We start from the raw sequence: 22,243 nt of genomic DNA on the forward strand, positions 1-22,243 counted from the left end.
TACTCGATTTGCCCTCCCGCCGCCTCATGAACGACCCGGCGTGGACAGGTCAGCACATCGCTTCCCTTATTACCGAAGTCCACAAAACCCTCGGCTGCCGCGATCACTATCGGTAGGGTCGGTTAATATAATCCTATTTTGGGATAATCCATTTTCGGGATCAGATTACTTGCCGCCGATTCACGGCCTTGGCGGCAAATGCAGAAGACCCTCAAATCCGCAGATTATGCCCGGCTGATCGACCTGCTTGTCGCAGTGCGGAAATCAGCGGACATTCGCCAGCAGGCGTTGGCCAAAAAACTCGGCCGCCCTCAATCTTTTGTCGCAAAGTATGAGAATGGCGAGCGTCGCCTTGATATCATCGAGTTCACGGCCATTGCGCGCGCTCTTGGCGCCGATCCCGTTAAGCTTTTTAAGGACCATGTTGCCGGAAAAGGCGCGCCGAAGGCCACCCCAAAGCGTCCGACCAAATAGGTCGTAGAGCCTTGGGCTCTTTCGGATCATTTTGTGATCCGGACCGGCTGATAAGAGCCACTAGATTGCTGCGTTTCCGCTCGACTTCCCCGGCACGTGGAGCGTCACTGTCGCCGTAAATCGGAGGCAATGATGGATCGCAAAGTTACCGAACAGGCAATTGGCCTGATCTTGACCGAAATTGGTATTCGCCTCGGCGAGGCCGCACGGATTGCCAAGGCTGCCGAGGCCTGCGCGCTGGCCGGTAGTGTAAGTGAAGGAGTGAGAGTTTCGATGGATCTCGAGCAAATGTTCTACGAAACGCACCGGTTGCAGGACGCAGCTTCGCTGCTCAACCGTTTGTCGGGCGAATAGGAGCTCTCCAAATCTCAAGGCTCCCCTGCCCGTCAGCAAATGACGGGCCTGCGGCCATGGCAGCACAAGATGCTGTCGCTTACCTCGGCCGCGTCAACGGAATCATTGAACGCTCGACCTGGGCGACCGCATTCAATCGCGTCTGAACCAATTCACGCGTCAAAAAGCAGAGGTTCGCCCATCGAATGTTATGGAATTTCGCGCTGTCGCTGATCGCATATCCGATGTTATGGAATATCGAGGCAACTGATAAGTTTTGCCACCACCTTATCAAGAGGCCAAGCCTTCGGCCGGCGCATGAATGACGTAATCCGCCTCCATGACGAGCGAAACGAACTGTCCTCGAACGAAAGAACGCATCGATTCCAGTCGTCGCGCGTCGTGCAGCTCATGCGGCAATGCCACATTGATCTCGCGGGCAAGGCCAGCACAACGTCTGTGAGTGTGCTATAGAGAGGTACAATCAGGAGCAGATGAGACGAATGGCGAAGAAGCCGGGGATCGGGAAATGCGTACACTGCCTCAAGGACCATGTCGAACTCACGTCGGATCACATGTTTCCGAAATCTTGGTACCCCGATGCGACGCCTGACAACCTAGAGAAATGGCAATTTCCGTGCTGCTTGGAATGCAATCAACAGTATAGCAAAATTGAAAGTGACTTGCTGAACCGCTTTGCGCTTGCGTTGGATGCGAAACACCCGGCATCCCAAGGCCTCATCGAAACTGCGTTGAGAGCAATGGACCCGAACGCTGGAAGGGATGAGAAGGACGCGGCCGCCCGAACCCTCCGCTGCCGGAAAATCTTGGGCGACATGTTTAAGGGCGAGGAGATACCGGAAGACCAGATCCTGTCCGGACTCGGCGAAAGATGGGGCCGAGCAAAAGGCGAGCAACTCGCAGTGCAAATTCCACGTTCCGGTGTTGATAAAATGACGGAGAAGATTGTCCGTGGATTAGTTTATCGTGAGGACGGTCGCTTTATCGAAACTCCCTACGAGGTAAGCACTTACGTTGATGGAGCGGAAGCGGATTTTGCAAGGGAGATGATTCAAAAGGCTGGAAAGGAATATAAGCGCGAGCCGGGCCTTGAGATACGTCGTGCAACAGTTGATAGCGACCCGCGGACTGCAATCTACGAGATAACATTCTGGAAGCAGTTCAAAACGTACGCGACAGTTGGATATGATTGCCCACCCGGCAATCACCTCTTAGACAGAAGTGAGGCGGTCACAGCGGGTGATCTTTGGTGTCATCGAGGTAAAGTGCATAGAATATGGTTGCCTGCCAAGCTGTTTGGAAAGCAGCTACCGAATAACGACTATTGCAGGAAGGCGTTTTAACCTGCCGGTTGAAACACTCCGCTGGCAATTCGTCACAAATGCACATCATGTATACGAAAATGAAGGTAACCGCCTTGGGAGACTTTGCAGAGATATTGAGCCGAGAGTTTAGGTGGCCTAAGCCAGGTGACCAAGCCTTCACAAAATCTAGCGATTGGCAGCAAAATGCTCTGACTACTCAGGGAGTCCATGGCCGTCTCGTGCTCATGATGACGGGATACAAAGAGGCCGCTGACACCCTGGTAGATGAGGCCCAACAGTCGGGGTTCAAGCGCGATACTTTAATTTATCCAGTTATTTTTCTGTACAGGCAGTTCATAGAGCTGGAGCTTAAATATCTAATCTACACATTTGGCGGGCGCGTTGGCGTTGAAGCCAATTGGAAATCGCATGACATCGCGTTCCTTTGGACTGAATTTGTCAAAGTATTGGCAGGCTATGGAGTTCAGGATCCTGACAAAACAGATGCGGTGGTGAGCTCTATTGTAGCCGAATTTGCGAAGGTTGATCCGCAGTCTTACTCATATCGCTACCCAGTCGATACGCGGGGGCACGAGGTCCCGCTCGGTGTGGATGTTCTGAACCTTAGTGCTCTCAAGGACGTTATGGACGGGGTAGGTGGATACTTCACCGGTTGCGACGGATACCTTGATCACCTAGCCGACTAAGACCGTCGCCCAAGGGTATACGCGGCTTTCAGCTCTTCAATTGAGAATGGCGGCTGCCTACGATGTGCCATTCGGTGACAATTGGCGCAAAGTGGCCGAACATCCTCGACTGTTAGGGAGACGACTGTTCCGGCTTCTTGGGCTGCTAGGCTCAACGGATGAAGGTGGTGGACTTCAATGTAACCAGTCCCGATTTCTCCGTAGGTTTCCTGAAAATCAAAACTGCACACCACGCAACGTAGTCCATGCGCCTTTATGGCGTCGTCCCGTAAGGCGGCATTCCGAGCAAAGAAGGTACGCTCACTTCTAAACGCTTCACCTTCCTGATACTCCCTGATGCTCGTAACGATCTCACTTGGACTAGTCGCCAGACGCCCGGTGTAAACGTCAAAGATCTCGACGAGGCGATTCGTAAGCTTTCCCAGGTAAAGACCTTGAGCAACACGGATTCCAGAGCCGTACGTCGCATAGGGATGATGTTTTGGTCTGTTCGGATAGATGTCCTGCCTGATGCTGTCGAGGTTGCCGCTCTCTATCTCTCGCAACAACGGCTGGTGGGACAACGGCGCGAAATTGCGCAGTGGTATCCGATAGTACGCTGGAAAGTCTGCCCAAGCACCTGGCTCAGGCGGTGGCTGCAGAACGCGCTGAGCATTTCCCGATATCTCGGATACTCCGACCAGGGCTCGCCCAGTGTCGATAGTGATCAAGTGGTATACTACGTCACCGAGGACGGGCTCTCGCATTATCTCGTAACGCTTATTGTTGCGTCGATCGGCGGCTGGACTCCAAAGGCAAACACCCAATTCCCACCCTGGGCCACCGTGCCCGTGCGATAGAGCCGAGATTTCGACCCAATACTGCGGCACCTAATTTAGTCCTGCGCTGGTTTCTGGTTTTGAATGAACTGAACTGTTCCGCTGTGTTTGTAGAACAAACGGGCCTTGTTTGAGCCGTTGTAGAAAATCTTGATGTGGTGAATCGCCTTCGGGAATTTGTCCGGCTCAAGCTGAGTTTTGCCGAGAAAGCCTTTGGCACGCGAAATCGCTGCCTGATCGTAGGTATTGCCCTTGGGCACCGGAGAGGATTTGTGGATTGCGAGCGAACCGATTCCGTTGGGTTGGACCATTTCGATGTAGTCGATCAAGAAGTCCGGAATCGCTTGCGGACCGATTTTATCCTTGAGCTCACACAGTGTTTTGGTGCTGGCTTGATCCAGCAATAGCAAGGCCTCCAGCGACGGGTTGTAGTCAAACATTTGAAACGACATCTCGCCCTTATCAAGAACGACCGTGGCGTTGTTAATGCTTGCTTTGGATGCGACTGAAACGCGGCTATCGCCGACCCAAACGGGAGAGCCAAGCTTGTTCTTGATCGTAGCCAGTGCAAGCCGGTGGAATACGAAGCACCTATGCCAATTCGCGTACAACTGCTTGGGAATGGTCAACTCGAAGTGCGGCAAGTACTCCCCACGGGCTCCGAACATTCTCGCGCGCTGAATGTACGTGTCTTGCTGTAGTCTGTTCGCGACATCCCGAGTGAAAAACATTGCAAGCAGGTTCGGGAAGGTCACACCGCGCGAGACGATGTTTCCGCCGATTATGATCGTGAAGGGAGAAGTGGGCTCTGTGGCGGAATCGCCTGCGGCCACTCTGTCACGCTCGCTATTTAAGACGACGGTTGACGCGCGAGAAATATTCTCAAGGGCCCACTTGGTGATCGCGTCAGCGTCAGCCTTCGGATAGAGCGCGTCCGCATTTGTATGAACCTGCGTCACCAGGTGGGCAAACGCCTTGTCGTTGGTGTCGCTGAGGGCGTAAATCAGGTTCTCGATGGTTTTTAGGTCGCTCTCGTGGTCTTGCTTCTTGCCACTGGTGTGTACCAGAAGCGAATAATTCTGCTCCTCGCTGTTGAAGTAGAGGTTTAGATACGCCGAAGTTACCAAGAAGCGGATCAGTGCTTGTTCTGCGTCCTTGGGATCGCCTGACTGGTCCAGCAGCTTCAGGCGGTAAGGAATCTTCTTCTGATCCAAGGGAAAGAATACATCCTGTCCGGTGTATTTCGCATGGGCGGGAAAGTTGACCCATTTTTCAGCATCATTGTGGAACGTATTGTTGAGATCTAAACGGGCCGGCGTTGCGGTTACTCCCGCATAATAGCCGCTCGGACCGATCAACTCCCCTACAAGCTTGTTGATTTTCGTCTTGGTACCTTTGTTTATCTTTGCGTTCGGACTGGCGTAGTCGGCTTCGTCATCGATCACGACCACCGATTTTACACCTGCGAGACGCTCAATAAGCTTCTCGAGGTCGCGAGCGTTCTTTTTACAGAAGATAACCGCCTCTTGGGTCTTTAGGTTCTTGTTTGTGTTCAGCAGCTCCGAAGAATTCTTGGCGGCTGGCGCTAGGCCCGAGCCTTTAAAGCGTCGGAGATTCTGCGTGAGGAGGTCCACGCTATCGTTCATGAGGTGGACAATCGTCTTGTGTCCGTCGTCCAAAAGCTTTGCCGTGAGACAGATCATCATCTCAGTTTTGCCGCTTTGCGGCTCCCCATAGATGATGAGCGAAGATTTCTTTGCTGTCTTCAGATTCTCAATTGCGCCCTTAACGGCCTCCTCAATGCAGTCGGTGGGAATTCCCTTGCTCTGAAGGCGATACAGCTGCTTTTCGTAACGCCCCGAAAGCTTCGTAGTCTTCTTGAATTTTTCAACGTTCACCGCCATTTTCAATTTTTCTAACTAATTCTTGGTGAACGTGAGCACAGTCTCTGTGCGCATGCGCTTACTGAGCGGGCCCGATGTGAGAGGCAGGTAGCGGCTTCGCTCAGGAAGGTCGCGCTCTACCTTGCTTGTGACTATTAGTCCCGCTCGCTCTCCTGCACGGGCTACCCCCTCGGAATTTCGAATAAAGGTACCCTTCAAACACGAGTTTCCGACCACCAAAACTGCCTTACCGTTGGGCTTCAATACTCGCGCGATCTCAGCCATCATGGTGCTTACGTCTTGAGCATAGCGATCGATCATCGCGCGATGTCGATTTTCCATCCCCTTCGTATTGGCCATCGCCCGCGCGACATCTTGAACCGATGTGTCGGCGGCGCTAGGGCCGCGCTCTGCGCCGATGCTTTCCGATCTGATCGTCCGTAGATCTCTCAATCGATAACCGAGCCAAACAAGCGCAAGGCGATGCCCTCGCATGTAGTCGATAGCATTCAGATAAGGTGGGGAGGTCACCACAGCATCTACGCTATTGGCGCGTAAGGTGAGTGATCGAGCGTCTCCCAACTGAAGCTTTACATTGCCCTTTGGAGGGGACGACAAAAGCAGCCGCGATAGATTGTTGATGGCTTGCTCAAAACCAGCAAAGACATCGTAATCAGATTTGGTCGCAACCTTGTGGGGACGGCTGTGCGAAGTATCTCTCGCGAGCGAGGCGCCTTTTTCTTTGGTTACGATAATACGGCTCAATGCCAGCTTGACGACATTAAGCGCAGTAACTTGGTTTTCCGGGTGGCGCGCTTCAAATGTATATAGCGCGTAGGCCAGCCGTTTGAGGCACCGCCTTTGTTTGAGTCCGAACCAATATTTTACGAAGGCGGCAGTCTCCTCATCTTCCATCCACGGAAGAGAGGCATTTCCGGCCCTTGCGCTCCTGGCTATTTTGAGCACGGCCGCCGCAACGCTGCTTATCTCGTTTGACTCGACCGGTGTGGTCCAGACACTAGCCATTAGGACGGCTAAAGGATCCATGTCGAAGCCCAGGGCACGCAATCCCAATTCCGAGGCATGCCTGATCACCGTGCCAGAGCCGGCCATCGGATCGAGCACAATGCTATTGGGCTTGAGACTGGTAAGCTCGCCTATAGCAAGCTCAGGGGCCATTCGAGCGGGGAACGGGTGAACGGGGCGAATCATTTAGACTTCTCCGACGCGGTTGTTTTTGTTTCGTGCAATGCTTCCAACTGGCTGGAGACCGCTGCGGCAACCCTTTCAGAGCTGGCATTGATGATGATCTTATCACCCTCGATACCGATAAGGTCGGGCACGAGAATGGATAGGCCTTTCACGAGAGCAATGACATCGTCTTCTTTTACGGCCACGGCGTTCAGGTGCTGCCGGCAGGCCATGACTACGGTTGAGGCGGAGAGGCTGTCAGGAACAACATTCTTCAGATGGTCAAGGGCCTTCAAGAATATGTCGATCGTCAATATTCGCTGAGTCTTGAGGGCCTTGCCAAGGTCAAAGACCCATTCCGCTAGCTTTTTGGGGTCGTGGAAGCTGAATATCTGTCGAAGTTTTGGTAGGGGAAGTGCACCATACTCGACGGTGTATTCCAACAGCCGACCGAGATCGTGGGCGGTCATGGGAGTGATTCCCAGGTCTGTACAGCGATTTACAAGGGCTCCGTCGCTGTATCCTGGAGCCACAACGAGCGCGTAGTCAGCACCGTATTTCTTCCGGTGCTCATTTACGGCGTCGAGGCTGATATTGCCGGTTTTGGCGACCTCGTGCTTCGACGATTTCGCGTCGAACGTGAAACTGTAAAGAGGTGGGTTCGGCTTGTCGGCGGTCGGTGTCTTGAGCGTCGGCGAGGCGAATGCACTGGCAACACCCTCTGGCTCTCCAGATTTTGCCAGATCCCTTACCGAGAACCCAAGATATGTAAGAGCATCGGACACCACCTGTTCGAGGCGTTTGCTGTTCTCACTGTCGTTTTGCATTTCGCGCAAGAGGCGGGCGATGTATGTGCCGGACCGTCGTTGTTGCATGGCGCGGAAGCGCAGGAGCCTGTCGCGATACTGCCTAATGTTGTCTAGGGCCGAAGTTTCAACGCCAACATCCAGTGCGTAGACATCGGTCAACAGATTGACCATCGCAAACGTCCGCACGAGCTCCTTCTCGGCCTTGCTTCGACTATGCTCGACTACGAACGGGTGATTGTTGTTAACGACAATTGAGTTATCGGAGATTCGAAACTTCACGAAACTGTCGTCGTCAGCCTTCTCGTATTTGACCTCTCCTAATGCGCTCTTGATATTATCGGCTGTGTTCTTCTGCCATGACTCCTTTTTCTCGGCTCGATTCTGAATTCCAGAGTCATCGAACATGTCTTTTGGCAATGCGCGAGTTGAACTAAGAACCTCAGACACAATGTTACGCAGTGGGTTGAGAGATACGACGCCGAGCGATTTGACGAGGACGTCCCCGCCGTCGGGCATTCGTGCATCGTCATCGCTGTCGTACTGACTTCTGGACTTGTTGAAGATCTTGCGTAGAAATCCACGGAATATCTGCAATTCGCGCGTTTCTCTGAACCTTTCGCGGTCGGTGGTGAGCAGGCCATTGAGGCCATCAGCACGGACGGTCATGCGGAAGCGCGCCCACGCCGCATGACTAAGGTTTTCCTCGCCGAAGCTAGGGTCGTTTTGGTTTACCACGCGGCCAAGTACGTTTACGTGAAAGCCATTGGAGGCACCGCGTTCTTCACTCTTACCAACGGCGATAGAATCGCGGAAAAGCTTTACCTGGCCAGTTATCTTCCCAACTTGGGGGATAACCACGTGCGGCACGGGTTTGTCGAACGCTTCGATTTTGATTGTTTCTTCTTTGGTCGTTTGGCCACCGGCTCCGTCCGGTTGAGCCATCTCAAGCTCGAATTCTGTCAAACCCAGCTGGGGACCAATGATCCATTCTTTAGAGACAGGCGCGTCAAACTTCGAGGAAGTTAGCACCTCGCCGTTGATGCTGATGGCCATCTCACTCCCGAATGGAAGGGCCGCCTCAAGCATCCTTCGCAGCACGCCAAGTTTCAACTGCCGCCCGACAGGCTTTAGTTCCGAGAGGACAACTAGGGTCCACGCCTTGGAAGATGGCTTTTGAAGCGCACTTTTTTCCGCGCCGAATTCGTCAATTGGAAGCGCGTCTTGGGGCTTTGGAACGCCGCTCTCAATCAATTTGAGCAGTTCGGGACCACCGTAGACGGTCTTCAACGCCTCCCCTAGGTCTTCAGGGCTAACGTCAAATAGATCCAGCTGCAGGGTGCTCAGAAGCTTCCCAGATTTCTTGCCGGTTTGGTCGATGGAATTATAGTCCATCGTGACGCGCCGGATCTTTCCGTCTGCAGCTTTGCAAATATAGGTAAGCTTGCCGGCGAGTACGTAGGTTGCAAGCTTGCCGATCCCAAACTTTCCTATGACGTGCCGGCCGTGCTGTTGCGGCTTGTCCGTCTTGGGCGAGAAGGCAATGTGCCAGAGTTCACGAAGGCCAGCCTCATCCATCGACGCCCCGTTGTCGAGGACGCAAAGCGTGGCTGCGGGATCGTGCAGATTGTCGGGTATCCGGATGTCTACGCAGTCAGCGCCTGCATCCCAGCCATTTGAGATCAGCTCCTCAAAGGCTTTTTGAGGTGACGAGTATAGCTGTTCGCTAAAATGCTTGAGGAACTGGGCGCTGAGCTCGACCGGAATCTTAGTCGGCGCCTCCTTTCCGATCGTGTCCGGCAATATTGGCAGCGCCTGGCTCTTGGCCGGCGCCGCTGGCACCTGATTCATTTGCCCCGCCCGTTAGTCATTTCTATATCAGGATAGCACCACAACTAATGTGGGTGGACAACCCTACACACAATCGCGGCAAAAAGGATGGTGCGACCGCTGGACTCGAACCCGGCCGCAGTCGAATTTTGTGCTACGCGCGTGCTAGGCTACTTGCAAAAGTCAAAGGGTTAGACCCTCGCAGGATGAAAGAAGACATCCCGACGCATTGATAAACTCAACGTACTGTGCCGCAAATTTCCGACCATTCTGGCCAGCACTCAGTGCGATCGAACCCGTCTCCGGCCTAGGTCTTCTAAAACGGGAATATTTTATTAGACGACCGGAGAATACTGACCCCATTTCAGTCGGCTTGGCGGAAACTCGGTCTATGCTGAGGATACCATCGCGTGAAAAGCCTGCTATTGGCGGCCTTTCTCGCAACTAACAGAGAAATTCTCCAAATCACACACTGGCTGGCTGGGGTGGAAGGATTCGAACCTAGACCCTCCCATTTCGCATTAAAAACCGCTGGCAATCAGGCACAAAAGGAGCATTGCTATACGCGTCAGCCGCCCAAAAGGCGGCCCCTGAGGTCACCCCGCCGAGCGTGGGGTCGAGGTCGTGCGGCAGACGTTGCCGCGACAATCTCAGGAGATTTCCGTGACAAAAGCCAAGAAAGCCTCTCCGAAACGCGCAAAGAGCTCACCCCGACAGACAACTTCGCATTCCGCACCGCAACGAAGAACCAAGCCAATTGGCTCCGCCTCGTCCCCAGCTGAAAGAGTAGTTAGCCGCGAAACTAAACGCGAAAAAGTGCTGGTGATGCTTCGGTCCAATCGGGGCGCGACGATAGAAGCAATTGTGAAGGCGACAGGCTGGCAACAGCACTCAGTGCGCGGCTTCCTAAGCGGTGTTGTGCGCAAGCGGCTGAAACTAGACCTTGCCTCGGAGAAGCCAGGCAAGGATCGCATCTATCGCATCAAAGCTGCACGATCATCAGCAGCCAAAGCTACCGCGACTGGCTCCATGGCCTAGCCATGGTCCGCACGCGCGGCTTGAGGCAGCCTTTGAAGAACTCGATCGAAGAAGAGATCGCGCAGTTGCGCGGTCTTGATCTGCGCGGGTTGCAGGCCCGCTGGAAGATCACCTTCCGAAAGCCTGCCCTCCCCCATCTGCCGAAACACTTGCTGTTTGGCATCCTTGCATATCGGCTGCAGGCTGATGCATTCGGCGATCTCGACGCGGCGACAAAAGCCGCACTTGAACAGAGCGGCGGAGCCAAGTCTCGGGGCGTAGTCGCATCTCAGCTTGATGATCATGATCAGCGACAGGCCAAGCCGGAAGCTGGCACTGTTCTAATGCGGGAGTGGAAGGGCCGCGAGCACCGCGTCATGGCGATGGCAGATGGCTTTGCCTGGAATGGGAAAACCTACAGGAGCCTTTCCGCAGTTGCATTAGCGATGACAGGCACGCGTTGGAACGGTCCGAGGTTTTTCGGTCTGCGAGACGGCACCATAGACAAAAAATCAAGGACTGACCGATGAATGATCGCAAGAGCATTCGATGTGCGATCTATACTCGCGTTTCGACCGATTTAGGCCTTGATCAGAATTTCAACTCTCTCGATGCCCAATACGAGGGTGCATCTTCTTACATCAAAAGCCAAGCACACGCGGGATGGATCCAGCTTCGCAAACGGTACGACGATGGTGGTTTCTCCGGAGGATCGACTGATCGTCCCGCACTCCAGCAACTCCTAACTGACATTCAGGAAGGGAGGATCGACGTCATTATCGTTTATAAAGTCGACCGCCTGACGAGATCACTCGCCGACTTCGCCAAGCTTGTTGAGCTTTTCGACAAGCACGGCGTCTCGTTTGTTTCGGTTACGCAGCAATTCAACACCACGACCTCCATGGGACGCCTGACGCTCAACGTGCTGTTGTCCTTCGCCCAATTTGAACGAGAAGTTACGTCAGAGCGTATTCGAGACAAGATAGCGGCCTCAAAACGCAAGGGACTTTGGGTTGGGGGCGTCGTTCCACTAGGGTACAAAGCCAAGGATCGCAAGATCACCATTGCCGAGAGCGAGGCCAAGACTGTTCGTCATATCTACCATCGCTATCTCGAACTCGGCAGCATCAACGCTCTCCTTGAGGATCTAAGAAAAGGCAAGATCACGACGAAGCGCCGATCTCTATCGACCGGCAAGGTCATCGGAGGTATTCCTTTCGGCAGAGGGCCGCTTTCTCACCTCCTCCGCAACCGTTTCTATATCGGTGAGGTCAAATATAAGAACGAGATATTGCGCGGCGAGCAGAAGCCGATCCTTGATCGTAAGTTGTTTGATGCCGTCCAGACCAAACTCGACCAGCAACGTCAAGCGACCGCCACAGCCCGAAGCAACTCAGGGGCTTTCCTCATGGGCCTCATCTTCGATGACGGTGGCAACCGAATGACACCTACATCGAAAATCAAGAAAGGTGTTCGCTATCGCTATTACATATCGACCGCACTCATTCAGGGCGAATCCCGCAAGGCCGGCAGTGCGGCGCGAGTGCCGGCCCCACTAGTCGAGAAGCTGGTGATCGACGCCGTCCAGAAACGACTAAAGCAGAATGAAAACGACGCCGCGTTGGTCGTTCGTGACCACATTGCGCGGGTCGAAGTGGGGCTGAAAACCTTGAAGATTCATCTCGCGACCAAGGCTAGCGAACGAAAAACTACGCAAAAATCACAACGTAGCAAGCCAAACATTCTCCTCGTACCTTGGTCTAAGCCGTCCTCCAAAGTCGCAAGAGAAATTATCCCGCCAGCAAGGTCATCACGGCGCATCGATAAACGACCAATCCGATCTGAAACACGAGCAAAGCTCGTCCAGGCGATCGCTCAAGGCCGATGTTGGGTCGATGAACTCGTCTCGGGCAGCGTAACATCTACTCAACAAATCGCCTCGCGCGAGCAATGCAGCCTGCGGCAAGTTAATCTGACGATTTCGCTAGCGTTTTTGTCCCCCACCTTGGTCAAGGCTGCTGTGGATGGGCATCTTCCGAGAGGAATTGGAATCTCGAACATTCGCGATTTGCCATACCTCTGGGCAGCCCAACACCGAAGCCTCGGCCTGCAGGCTTAATTGGCTGGCTGGGGAACAGGATTTTTCGGCCGCAGAGACAAACCGGCCAATTTGGCTGAATGCGGGTCTCTGAGACCAATTTAGCGACAGGCAGTTTCAGAAAGCCCGCCAATAGCGGGCTTTTCTCGTCGCTCTCGCGATGTCGAAGATATTGAAGGACTGTGTGGTGGGCCCGGCAGGACTCGAACCTGCAACCAGACCGTTATGAGCGGTCGGCTCTAACCATTGAGCTACAGGCCCCGCCGGCTCGTTCCGAGCAACGGTGCAACCTCCCCATACAATGACCGCAGCAAGCGGGCAACCTCAGGCAACCTCGCTCGTCAGATCATCGATAGCGCTGTACGCTTGGTCCAGATCGTCCGCGGTGCTGCAATAGGGTGGCATAAGGTAGATCGTGTTGCCGAGCGGCCGGATCAGCAGGCCGCGCTCGAGAAATCCGCGGTAAAGCCGCGGACCGATATCCGCCAGGTAGCCGGCATCCTTCGCCACGATATCGAGCGCCGCGATGGTTCCGATCTGGCGAACGTCGGCGAAACGTTTGTCGCCGCGAAACCGATCGAGCTTCTCCTTGTGGAGCGCGGCAAGCCCGTTGATACGGTCCATAACCGGCTCGCTCTGCCAGACTTCCAGATTGGCCAGCGCTGCTGCGCAGGCAATCGGGTTCGCGGTGTACGAGCTGGAGTGAAAAAACGTCCTGCTGCGGTCCGTCGAGTAATGCGCATCGAAAATTTCGGAACGGCAGAGCGTTACCGCCAGAGGCACCGAACCGCCCGTCAGCCCCTTCGAGTAGCAGGCGATATCAGGCGCGATCCCGGCCTGCTCGCATGCGAACAACGTGCCTGTGCGCCCCCATCCGGTCATGACCTCATCGGCGATGAACAGAACCTCGTGCGTCTCACAGATGCGCTTCATCTCGGCCAGAACATTCGGCGGATAGATCAGCATGCCGCCCGCACCGAGAATAAGCGGCTCGACGATCAGTGCAGCAACATCGCCGCGCCTGCATGCCATTGCCAGCGCATCGAACGTCTCCTGCTCGCGACCGGATGCGGGGAACGGAATTCGCTCTACGTCAAAGAGAAGCGGGTCGTAAGGCGCATTGAAGACGCCGCGTTCACCGACAGACATGCCACCGATCGTGTCGCCGTGATAGGCGCCTTCGAGCGCGAGGATGCGGCTGCGTTTTCCGCCGACGTGACACCAGTAGCCCAATGCCATCTTGAGTGCGACTTCAACCGAGGTCGATCCGCTGTCGGAGAAGAAAACATATTCAAGCTCTGGCGGCGTGATCGCAACGAGATGCCGGGCAAGCTTCTCTGCCGGCTCATGGGTAAACCCGGCGAAGATGACCTGATCGAGCTTGTCGGCCTGGTCCTTGATCGCCTGCATGATACGAGGGTGACGATGACCATGGGTCACCACCCACCAGGATGAAATCGCATCAAAAATGCGCCGGCCGTCAGCCGCCTCGAGCCATGCGCCCTCGCCTCGCGAGATCAGCGTCGCTTCGGGTGGCACCGCATGCTGCGTGAACGGATGCCATACCGGAGATCTGGATATCATCAGGCCACGTCCTTCAGAAAGTCACCGGGTGAAAAATGCTGTGCGAACGCCGCGCGCAACGTCTCGTGTGTGAGCGAGGCCAGATGCGGCAGCCTACCAAGACGCCGCACCTGTCCCATGCTGGCAATCACTGTTTCCGACTCAACATTCTCATCGCCAATGAAAGCTATGCCGAGCAACGGGATGTTCCGCGCGCGTAGCGCTTCGACCGACAGCAGGCTGTGATTGATAGTCCCGAGCGTCGTGCGCGCGCACAGCACGACCGGTACACGCCATTGCGCCATGACATCTATATATGTGAGGCTTGCTGTCAGCGGCACCATCAGACCGCCCGCCCCTTCGATCACCAGCGGCCGATCAACTTCCGGCAAGGCAAGCGCTTCCGGATCGATAGTGATGCCATCGATCTTCGCCGCCAGATGCGGAGAGGCAGGCGTTAACAGCCGATAGGCCTCACGCAGCACGCGTTCCTGGGAGAGACCTGACAACCGCGCGACGGCGTCGCGATCGGTCTCTTCTTCGACGCCGGCCTGAACCGGTTTCCAGTAGTATGCATCGAGTGCGCCCGCGAGCGCGGCTGAAAAGACTGTCTTGCCAATTCCGGTATCGGTCCCGGTGACGACGATACGCGCGCTCATGCCGCTTTCCGCATGTCTTCGGCCAAAGCCTCGAACAGCGACGCGACTGTGGCCTCATCGACATTCAACGTCAGCGCGATACGCAGCCGCGCCGTCCCTTCCGGAACAGTGGGCGGACGGATGGCGCGAATATCGAAGCCTCGTTGTTGCAAGGATGCCGCGACGGCGACCGCTGCGCGATCCGCGCCGATGATCACCGGAAGAATTTGCGAACCGGACGGCGCGACGCTGCAGCGGCGATAGAGTTCATCGCCCGCGAACCGGACCAGCCGCGCAAGCCGCTCGCGGCGCTCCGGATTGGTCCTGGAAATATGAATGGCCGCACGGGTGATCGCCGCGATCAACGGCGACGGCGCGGTTGCAAAGATGAAGGGACGTGCGCGGTTGACGAGAAAATCACGGATCGTACGCGGCGCGAGGATGAAGCCGCCGACCGTGCCAAGCGCCTTCCCGCAGGTATGCAATGTAATGACATTGTCCCGTCCCTCGCATGCCGCAGCAAGCCCCCGCCCTTGCGGCCCAAGCACACCGGTTGCATGCGCCTCGTCGATGACCAGCATCCCGTCATGACGATCGGCAACGGCCATGAGTCCCGCGATGTCCGGGCTGTCGCCATCCATGCTGTAAAGGCTCTCGACCGAAATCCAGGGCCGTCCCTTGCCGCCGGCCGCACGCCAGCGGACGATAGCGGCGTCGAAAGCATCGATATTGTTGTGCGGAATACTCACGGTTTCAGCGCGTCCGCGGCGCATTCCTTCATGGACGCTGGCGTGGATCAGTTCGTCATGGACGACGAGATCGCCCTGCTGCGGCAGCGTTGAAAAGATCGCGAAGTTCGCAACATAACCGCCGCCGAAATAGAGCGCGGTCTCCGCACCGAAATAGGAAGCGGCTTCACTTTCGAGCGCCTCATGCTCGTCCTGATTTCCGCGCAGCAGACGGGACCCGCCGGATCCAACGGGTACGCCGCGCGCGATCGCCTCGGTTGCGGCGCACTTCAGTTCATCGGACTCGGCGAGGCCCAGATAATCGTTCGACGTGAAATCGATTCCGGTGCGGCCACGAAGCGATCGCAATCGGCCCTTGCCCGCGAGATCGCGCAAATCGGCTTCGAACTTCTCATGCATGCATCAAATCCCGTCTGCAACGATGGAGGATGGATGCGGGCACATGCCGCAAGTCTACAGCTTTTGATTCTTTTCATTGACGAGAACCACGCGGGGCTGATGCTGCCGTGCCTCGGTTTCATCAAAATTCGCATAAGCGACGATGATCACCTTGTCGCCCATCATCGCCAGCCGCGCGGCGGCGCCATTCAAGCCGATGATGCCAGAGCCCGCAGGCGCTTCGATCACATAGGTCGAGAAACGCGCGCCGGTGTCGATGTTGTAGATGTCGACCCGCTCATTGACCAGAAATCCGGCGGCGTCGATCAGAGTGCGGTCGATCGAAATCGAGCCTTCGTAGTGCAAATCCGCCTCGGTCACCCGCGCGCGGTGGATCTTGCCCTTCATCATCGTGACTTGCATCGGCCTGCCCTGGTTCCGGCGCGGACGCCTCGCGCGCAAGTCCGTTAGGACGGGCGCTCGCCGGGGTCAAGACTTTAGGAGGAGATAGCTGTCAGGCGAGCGCCATGCGCCGGCGGGCGCGGAGCAATAACGCTACGACAATAGCAATATTCAAAGCGTTCCAGCCTACACCATTCAGAAAGGCGGCGGCGTAGGAACCGGTCGCATCGAAAATCACACCGGAAATCCACCCCCCGAACGACATGCCGATAACCGATGCGAAGATGACGATACCGACGCGGGTTGCGGCCACGCTGGAGGGCATCGATTCCCGGATAATGATGGCGTAGCTCGGCACGATGCCGCCCTGAAACAGGCCGAACATCGCGGAGATAATGTACAGCGACGTCAGCCCGTCGAAAAACAGATAGAACATCAGCGCGACGCCCTGCGCGATCGAGCCGACCAGCAGTGTGCGTAACCCGCCGATACGGTCGGCCAGGAAACCGGAGCCGATCCGGCTGACGATTCCGAAGGCGAGCATCAATGACAGCATCTCGGCGCCGCGCGCCACGCCGTAACCAAGATCGCCGCAATAGGCGACGATATGAACCTGCGGCATCGACATTGCCACGCAGCAGGCGATAGCCGCGATGCCCAGCACGGCGGTGAGCGCATTGGTGCCGATCTGCAGATCGACGCGCGGCGGCGGCGCATCTGCGTGCGAGCGCACGGTTTCACTGCCGATCTGCCAGCGCAGAACTGCGACAACGATCGCCATAACGATCGTACAGCCGATTCCAATCGCGATATGTGTGGCGCGCCATCCAGCATATGCCGTGCCGCGTTCGACAACAGTGGGCCAGAATGTGCCGGCGATGTAGTTTCCGCTGGCGGCGATGGTGACGGCCAGCCCGCGGTGGCGATCGAACCAGTGCGATGCCTCGGTCATCAGCGGCCCGAAGGTCGCGGCGGCGCCGAGCCCGATCAGGAAGTGCATCAGGTTGAATTGCCACAGCGCTGCCGCATAGCCGGCACCGACATAGCCCAGCAGCATGGCGACGATACCGATTGCGATCGCAGGCACAATGCCAAAGCGGTCCGACAGCTTGCCCATTACCACACCACCGAGGCCAAACCCGAGCATGGTGCAGGTGAAAGCCAGCGACGCCGCGCCCCGGGTCGCGCCGAAGTCGGCCTGGACGATGGGGATGACCACCACCACCGACCACATGCCGACGCTGCCGATCGAGCCGATAATGAGGGCAATACCCAGCCGTGCCCACGCCGCACGTGAGTCCGGCGTGAAGACCGCTGGATGAGAGTCAGAATCGATGGAGACCGGCACGGATGCAACTTCGTCGGCCTTATGCTGCCGGTCAAGTCATTCTCCGAATGGGGGTTATGCGAGAATAACATCCTCCTGCGCATGACATTATCGGCCTTCGGCTTTCTCGTTAACTCTTTGCTAACCATAAACTGGGCAAATTTTGCCGGGTGAAGTCGAGTGTCGTCGGTCGCTGAACGGGGGAAATGCCCGTGGATGCCAGTGCGGTGCCTCACTTTAGGAACGGCGGCCCTTCGGCCGCCGCTCAAACCTTTGGGGCTCGCGAGCGACATTCGCGGGGGGAAGCGGCGACAATGGTTGATGTAACGGCGGGCCAGGGCACTGCGGCAACCGGCTCCGGATTTCCCAGCCTCAGCGACATCGGCGGAATGCTCAGGCGCGGCGACCTCGCGCTGGCTTTCGGTGTTCTCACCATTCTTGTGGTTCTCATCCTGCCGCTGCCAGCGGTGGTGCTGGACCTGTTTCTGGCGATCTCGATCACGCTCTCGATCCTGATCCTGATGACGGCGCTGTTCATTCAGACCCCGCTGGAATTCTCGGCATTCCCGACCGTCCTGCTGATCTCGACCATGCTGCGGCTGTCGCTCAACCTCGCGTCCACCCGCCTGATCCTGTCGCACGGCCACGAAGGCACCGCCGCCGCCGGACACGTCATCGAAGCGTTCGGCAATTTCGTGATGGGCGGCAATTTCGTCATCGGCATCATCGTCTTCACGATCCTTGTGATCGTGAACTTCGTCGTGATCACCAAGGGTTCGGGCCGCATCGCCGAAGTGGCGGCGCGCTTTCACCTCGACTCGATGCCCGGCAAGCAGATGGCGATCGACGCCGACCTCTCCGCCGGCCTGATCGACGAGAAAGTCGCAAAGCAGCGCCGCAAGGAATTGGAAGACGAAAGCGGCTTCTTCGGCGCCATGGACGGCGCCTCCAAGTTCGTGCGCGGCGATGCCATCGCCGGCCTGCTCGTGGTGTTCATCAACGTGATCGGCGGCATCATTATCGGCGTCGCACAGCAAGGCATGGGTTTTGCGGATGCCGCACGCACCTACACTTTGCTGACGGTGGGCGACGGCCTTGTCACGCAGGTCCCGGCGCTGATCGTCTCGACCGCTGCCGGCCTGCTTGTGTCGAAGGCGGGCGTCACCGGCGCCGCCGACAAGGCCATGATGAAGCAGTTGTCGGGCTATCCGCAGGCGCTCGGCATGTCTTCCGGCGTGATGCTGGTGCTTGGGCTTCTGCCAGGCATCCCGATGCTGCCGTTCCTGCTGCTTGGTGGCGGTGCGGGCTGGCTGGCCTGGAATGCACGCACGCGCAATCGCGCGGTCAAGGTCGAGGAAGCCCGCGAGGCAGCCGCTCCGGCAGCGGCTGCGGCTGCCGCAGCCGCCGCCGAAGAACCGATCTCGAGTGCGCTGAAGATCGACGACCTCAAGATCGAGCTTGGTTACGCGCTGCTGCCGCTGGTCAACGGACCGGATGGCACCGACCGCCTCACCGACCAGATCAAGGCGCTGCGCCGCTCGCTCGCGACAGAGATGGGCTTTGTGATGCCGGCCGTGCGCATTCTGGACAACGTCCAGCTCGAGGCGAACACCTACGTCATCAAGATCAAGGAAGTCGATGCCGGCACCGGCCGCATCTGGGCCAACCAGTTCATGGTCATGGACCCATCGGGCAACCAGGTGACCATTCCCGGCACCCACACCACCGAGCCGACATTCGGATTGCCGGCAACCTGGGTCGATGCATCGCTGAAGGAAGAGGCCTCGCTCAAGGGCTATACGGTGGTGGATTCCGCCACGGTCCTCTCTACGCATCTCACTGAGCTGCTCAAGGGCAATATGTCCGACCTGCTGTCCTATGGCGAGGTTCAGAAGCTCCTGCGCGACCTGCCCAAGGAACAGGGCGAACTGGTCAAGGATATCGTCCCGAACCAGATCACGGTCTCCGGCATCCAGCGCGTCCTGCAATTGCTGCTGGCCGAGCGCATCTCGATCCGCGACCTCTCGACCATTCTTGAGGGTATCGCCGACGCACTCGCCTTCTCACGTAATCCGGCAACGCTGGCCGAGCATGTGAGGACCCGTCTGGCGCGGCAGATCTGCGCGCAGAACACATCGATGAACGGCTACCTCCCGCTGATCGCACTCAGCGCGAAGTGGGAGCAGGCGTTCGCGGAATCGCTGATCGGCACCGGCGATGAACGCAGCCTCGCGATGCAGCCGTCCAAGCTGTCCGAGTTCATGACCGCGGTGCGCGACCGTTTCGAACAGGCGGCCCGTGAAGGTGAAGCGCCTGTGCTAGTTACTTCAGCGGCGATCCGGCCTTTCGTGCGCTCTCTGGTGGAACGTTTCCGGGCCCAGACGACTGTCCTGTCGCAGTCGGAAATCCATCCCCGGGCGCGCCTGAAAACGGTCGGAAGCATCTGATCCGGCATTGGATTTCCATAGGAATGCCTGCGACAAAATCGTCACAGACAAGCTTTTCATGAAATTTTGGAAATCTTCACAGCCGCGCGCTTTCCTCATCAACTTGATAAATATCTGAAAGTATTGACATATTTTAGAGTGGTTTACTGACCTCTCGGAACTTCAAGACATTTCACTCGTTTGTGAACGATGCTTGGAAACGAATCCCTGCCAATTACGTTGTTGAGAGCGTGGGGTTGAACCCTCGGGCATGCGAACGAGACAAACGTTCGACTGCATCAAAAGGCGGCGGGAGGTTTTTATGAACCATTCGTTTTACAGTGCGGACCGCATGACCCATTTGAAGATCGTCGTGGTGGCTCTGGTCGCCGCGATCGGTGTTGCGGGTCTCGGAATCTCTGCTCGCCTTTCAGATACCGGCCTCACTCAGACGGCTAAGGTTACAGGTCCGGCGTTGAAGGCTAACAAGGCTGTTGTCATAACCAGTTCGGAGCAGTCGGCCATCCGCTAACGAATCACGAATTCACGAGGCTCTCTTCCCCGCCCCCCGAAGTCGCCTTGTGAGTGCTCAGAAGACCCCAAGTCTGAGAACAGAAAACGCCCGCTCCCCACGGGCGTTTTTTGTTGCGCTCACTTCAAGATATCAGCGCGGCTGCGCAGGAAGCGCTGGCACGCTCTCGATCAGCTTGCCCGTGTAGACGATCGGCCCGGTTGCAACTCCGGTCGGCGAGCCACCCTCGGGTTCAATGGTTACAGCATAGGTGGCCTTGTTGATCGTATCGGTGTCGTACGCTGCCAGCCCCGGGCGGATGGTGAAATCACTGCCGCCGATGACACCGAGTGAGCGCGGACGTTGCAGCTTGTCCGAGACCAGCCAGAGCTCATAGCTTTTGCCCGGCTCCGGCGCAGCGCTAACCTTGCGCACGGTGAAGTTCTTCGTCGCCGTATCCACGGTGAGAATGAAAGCCGGCGCGGCAGCGTTCTGCTGGAGCACAGCGACGAACTGCGCCGCCGGCGCGGGTGGCTGCGCGGGCGCCGCGACCTCAACGACCTTGATCTGCGGCTTGACCCGCAATGGCTCCGGCAGCAATTCAGGCCGGTTGGCCTGAAGCGCGATCACTCCGGCCAGCGATGCTGCAACCGCCGTCATGACCCAGCCGAACGCCGACCCGCCGCGCTTGCGAGCGGCCAGCGGAACGACATTAGACGGCGGGACCACGACCGGCTCCGGGACGATCTCGGGCGACGCCGCAACCGGAGGGGCTTCTGCCGTTACATCGGTTGATGGTGCGACGACGGATTGCTCGGGTTGGGCGGGCTGCTCAGCAACCGCAGGCGTCGGCTCCGGCAGCTCCGCGGCGACAGACTCTTCCTTGGGTTCTTCAACCGGCTCCGGCTGCGGTCCGACGAGGCCGAGCGCGGCGCTGATGTTATCCCACAGATGCGCCGGCGGCTCGATCGGGGCAACCATCTGGTGCAGCGGACTGAGCTTGCGATCCCACGCATCGACCACCTCCATGAAACCGTGATCGACGATCATCATGGTTTCGACGAGGGCGCGCTCGTCGGCACTCAGTGTGCCGAGGGCATATTCCGCGGCAAGCGCGATATGGTCTTCGCTGTAGTTCATCTCATCCCAAACCAAGACATCCGCGAATTTCAATCATGCTGCGACGTAGCCAGGTCTTCACGGTGTTCAGCGGCGTATTGAATTTCTCCGACAGCTGTTCGCGGCTCCATCCATTGTAATAGGCCAGCAGCACGAGTTTCTGGCGCTCCGGATCGAGCTGCCCGACGCACTCCAGAATGCGCTTCAGCTCCTCCGTCATTTCCCGCCGCGCCAGCGGATCCGGAATATCCGACGCGATCTCCATGGCAGACGGCTCGTCTTCGATCGACGCCTCGCTCCGTTTACGCACGACATCGATCGCCCGGTTGCGTGCGATCGAAACCATCCAGGTAATCGGAGAAGCCAGCGAAGGATTGAACTGGCCAGCACTGTGCCAGATCTTGACGTAGGCTTCCTGGACCACCTCCTCGGCAAGATCCTGACGCCTCAATATACGGAGCACCACGCCGAAGAGTTTCGCCCGTGTGGCGGCGTAAAGGCGCTCAAATGCCGCCTCATCCCCCTTCGCAACCGATGCGAGCAGCCAGATCAACTCAGCCGGCGTCAGCATTAAACGTCCTCAAATATACGTCGCTCTATCGTACCCGGCAGAGTCGAAAATCGAAGTCACTCTTGCCGTCGTATCAC

20 protein-coding genes, 1 tRNA gene and 1 pseudogene are annotated in these 22,243 nt (G+C 57.1%); 9 read left to right on the plus strand and 13 right to left on the minus strand.

The annotated features are described in order from the left end of the window. Positions 1–198: 198 nt before the first annotated feature. Together AC1Q67_RS06045 and AC1Q67_RS06050 are read left to right on the plus strand one after the other, a co-directional pair. On the plus strand, positions 199–474 hold the full coding sequence (locus AC1Q67_RS06045; RefSeq protein ID WP_002713061.1) for a helix-turn-helix domain-containing protein: 276 nt from the start codon (positions 199–201) through the stop codon (positions 472–474). A 132-nt stretch (positions 475–606) separates the two neighbouring features. Continuing rightward, positions 607–828: a hypothetical protein gene (locus AC1Q67_RS06050; protein WP_002713062.1), complete on the plus strand. Its 222-nt coding sequence runs from the start codon at positions 607–609 to the stop codon at positions 826–828. Between the two features lie 270 nt (positions 829–1,098). Here the strand turns inward: AC1Q67_RS06050 and AC1Q67_RS06055 are convergent. Further along, positions 1,099–1,254 (minus strand): annotated as a pseudogene (locus AC1Q67_RS06055) (MobA/MobL family protein); the annotation flags it as partial. Positions 1,255–1,310: 56 nt separating this feature from the next. On the opposite strand from AC1Q67_RS06055, the gene AC1Q67_RS06060 reads away from it, so the two are divergent. Both AC1Q67_RS06060 and AC1Q67_RS06065 read left to right on the plus strand, forming a co-directional pair. Next, positions 1,311–2,171, plus strand: a complete 861-nt coding sequence (locus AC1Q67_RS06060) for an HNH endonuclease (protein WP_002713064.1) — start codon at positions 1,311–1,313, stop codon at positions 2,169–2,171. 59 nt (positions 2,172–2,230) lie between these two features. Beyond that, the gene (locus AC1Q67_RS06065) at positions 2,231–2,839 is read left to right on the plus strand and encodes a hypothetical protein (protein WP_210161302.1); all 609 of its coding nucleotides are present in this window, start codon (positions 2,231–2,233) and stop codon (positions 2,837–2,839) included. Here AC1Q67_RS06065 and AC1Q67_RS06070 read toward each other — a convergent pair. The 4 genes from AC1Q67_RS06070 to AC1Q67_RS06085 all read right to left on the minus strand — a co-directional run bounded on the left by AC1Q67_RS06070 (position 2,836) and on the right by AC1Q67_RS06085 (position 9,388). Then, positions 2,836–3,585 carry an HNH endonuclease gene (locus AC1Q67_RS06070; protein ID WP_081602400.1) on the minus strand — a complete coding sequence of 250 codons (750 nt, stop codon included), beginning with the start codon at positions 3,583–3,585 and terminating at the stop codon, positions 2,836–2,838. The genes AC1Q67_RS06065 and AC1Q67_RS06070 overlap by 4 nt on opposite strands. A gap of 128 nt (positions 3,586–3,713) precedes the next feature. Then, entirely contained in the window at positions 3,714–5,561 is a 1,848-nt protein-coding gene (locus AC1Q67_RS06075; RefSeq protein ID WP_002713067.1) for a Z1 domain-containing protein, read from the minus strand. 15 nt (positions 5,562–5,576) lie between these two features. Continuing rightward, positions 5,577–6,752, minus strand: a complete 1,176-nt coding sequence (locus AC1Q67_RS06080) for a DNA methyltransferase (RefSeq protein ID WP_002713068.1) — start codon at positions 6,750–6,752, stop codon at positions 5,577–5,579. Then, the gene (locus tag AC1Q67_RS06085; protein ID WP_002713069.1) at positions 6,749–9,388 is read right to left on the minus strand and encodes an ATP-binding protein; all 2,640 of its coding nucleotides are present in this window, start codon (positions 9,386–9,388) and stop codon (positions 6,749–6,751) included. The genes AC1Q67_RS06080 and AC1Q67_RS06085 overlap by 4 nt, the downstream gene beginning before the upstream one ends. A 642-nt stretch (positions 9,389–10,030) precedes the next feature. Here AC1Q67_RS06085 and AC1Q67_RS06090 point away from each other — a divergent pair. The 3 genes from AC1Q67_RS06090 to AC1Q67_RS06100 are packed head-to-tail and all read left to right on the plus strand — an operon-like array spanning position 10,031 to position 12,503. After that, positions 10,031–10,405, plus strand: coding sequence for a DUF3489 domain-containing protein (locus AC1Q67_RS06090; protein ID WP_081602401.1), 375 nt, complete (start codon positions 10,031–10,033; stop codon positions 10,403–10,405). Positions 10,406–10,437: 32 nt separating this feature from the next. Further along, positions 10,438–10,914, plus strand: coding sequence for a DUF2924 domain-containing protein (locus AC1Q67_RS06095; protein ID WP_009737330.1), 477 nt, complete (start codon positions 10,438–10,440; stop codon positions 10,912–10,914). After that, positions 10,911–12,503, plus strand: coding sequence for a recombinase family protein (locus AC1Q67_RS06100; protein ID WP_002713070.1), 1,593 nt, complete (start codon positions 10,911–10,913; stop codon positions 12,501–12,503). Before AC1Q67_RS06095 ends, AC1Q67_RS06100 begins: the two co-directional genes overlap by 4 nt. A 164-nt stretch (positions 12,504–12,667) precedes the next feature. Here the strand turns inward: AC1Q67_RS06100 and AC1Q67_RS06105 are convergent. The 6 genes from AC1Q67_RS06105 to AC1Q67_RS06130 all read right to left on the minus strand — a co-directional run bounded on the left by AC1Q67_RS06105 (position 12,668) and on the right by AC1Q67_RS06130 (position 17,560). Beyond that, positions 12,668–12,743, minus strand: a tRNA-Ile gene (locus AC1Q67_RS06105). A gap of 63 nt (positions 12,744–12,806) precedes the next feature. Continuing rightward, on the minus strand, positions 12,807–14,066 hold the full coding sequence (locus AC1Q67_RS06110; RefSeq protein WP_492234832.1) for an adenosylmethionine--8-amino-7-oxononanoate transaminase: 1,260 nt from the start codon (positions 14,064–14,066) through the stop codon (positions 12,807–12,809). Then, positions 14,066–14,704, minus strand: coding sequence for a dethiobiotin synthase (bioD, locus tag AC1Q67_RS06115; protein WP_024576203.1), 639 nt, complete (start codon positions 14,702–14,704; stop codon positions 14,066–14,068). The genes AC1Q67_RS06110 and bioD overlap by 1 nt, the downstream gene beginning before the upstream one ends. After that, positions 14,701–15,831 (minus strand): 8-amino-7-oxononanoate synthase, encoded by a 1,131-nt coding sequence (locus tag AC1Q67_RS06120; RefSeq protein WP_492234831.1) that lies wholly within the window; start codon positions 15,829–15,831, stop codon positions 14,701–14,703. Before AC1Q67_RS06120 ends, bioD begins: the two co-directional genes overlap by 4 nt. A gap of 54 nt (positions 15,832–15,885) precedes the next feature. Beyond that, the gene (panD, locus tag AC1Q67_RS06125; protein ID WP_024576201.1) at positions 15,886–16,233 is read right to left on the minus strand and encodes an aspartate 1-decarboxylase; all 348 of its coding nucleotides are present in this window, start codon (positions 16,231–16,233) and stop codon (positions 15,886–15,888) included. Positions 16,234–16,324: 91 nt separating this feature from the next. Next, entirely contained in the window at positions 16,325–17,560 is a 1,236-nt protein-coding gene (locus AC1Q67_RS06130; RefSeq protein WP_492234830.1) for an MFS transporter, read from the minus strand. A 293-nt stretch (positions 17,561–17,853) separates the two neighbouring features. Between AC1Q67_RS06130 and flhA the strand changes: the two genes are divergently transcribed. Together flhA and AC1Q67_RS06140 are read left to right on the plus strand one after the other, a co-directional pair. After that, on the plus strand, positions 17,854–19,986 hold the full coding sequence (gene flhA / locus AC1Q67_RS06135) for a flagellar biosynthesis protein FlhA (RefSeq protein WP_024576199.1): 2,133 nt from the start codon (positions 17,854–17,856) through the stop codon (positions 19,984–19,986). 301 nt (positions 19,987–20,287) lie between these two features. Further along, the gene (locus AC1Q67_RS06140; RefSeq protein ID WP_492234829.1) at positions 20,288–20,497 is read left to right on the plus strand and encodes a hypothetical protein; all 210 of its coding nucleotides are present in this window, start codon (positions 20,288–20,290) and stop codon (positions 20,495–20,497) included. A gap of 132 nt (positions 20,498–20,629) precedes the next feature. Here the strand turns inward: AC1Q67_RS06140 and AC1Q67_RS06145 are convergent, their stop codons facing one another. Continuing rightward, positions 20,630–21,616, minus strand: coding sequence for an anti-sigma factor (locus AC1Q67_RS06145; protein ID WP_492234828.1), 987 nt, complete (start codon positions 21,614–21,616; stop codon positions 20,630–20,632). A 1-nt stretch (position 21,617) separates the two neighbouring features. Further along, entirely contained in the window at positions 21,618–22,166 is a 549-nt protein-coding gene (locus tag AC1Q67_RS06150; RefSeq protein WP_024576196.1) for a sigma-70 family RNA polymerase sigma factor, read from the minus strand. Positions 22,167–22,243 lie beyond the last annotated feature (77 nt).

It is taken from the genome of Afipia sp. GW823-FHT06G09 (assembly GCF_058794875.1).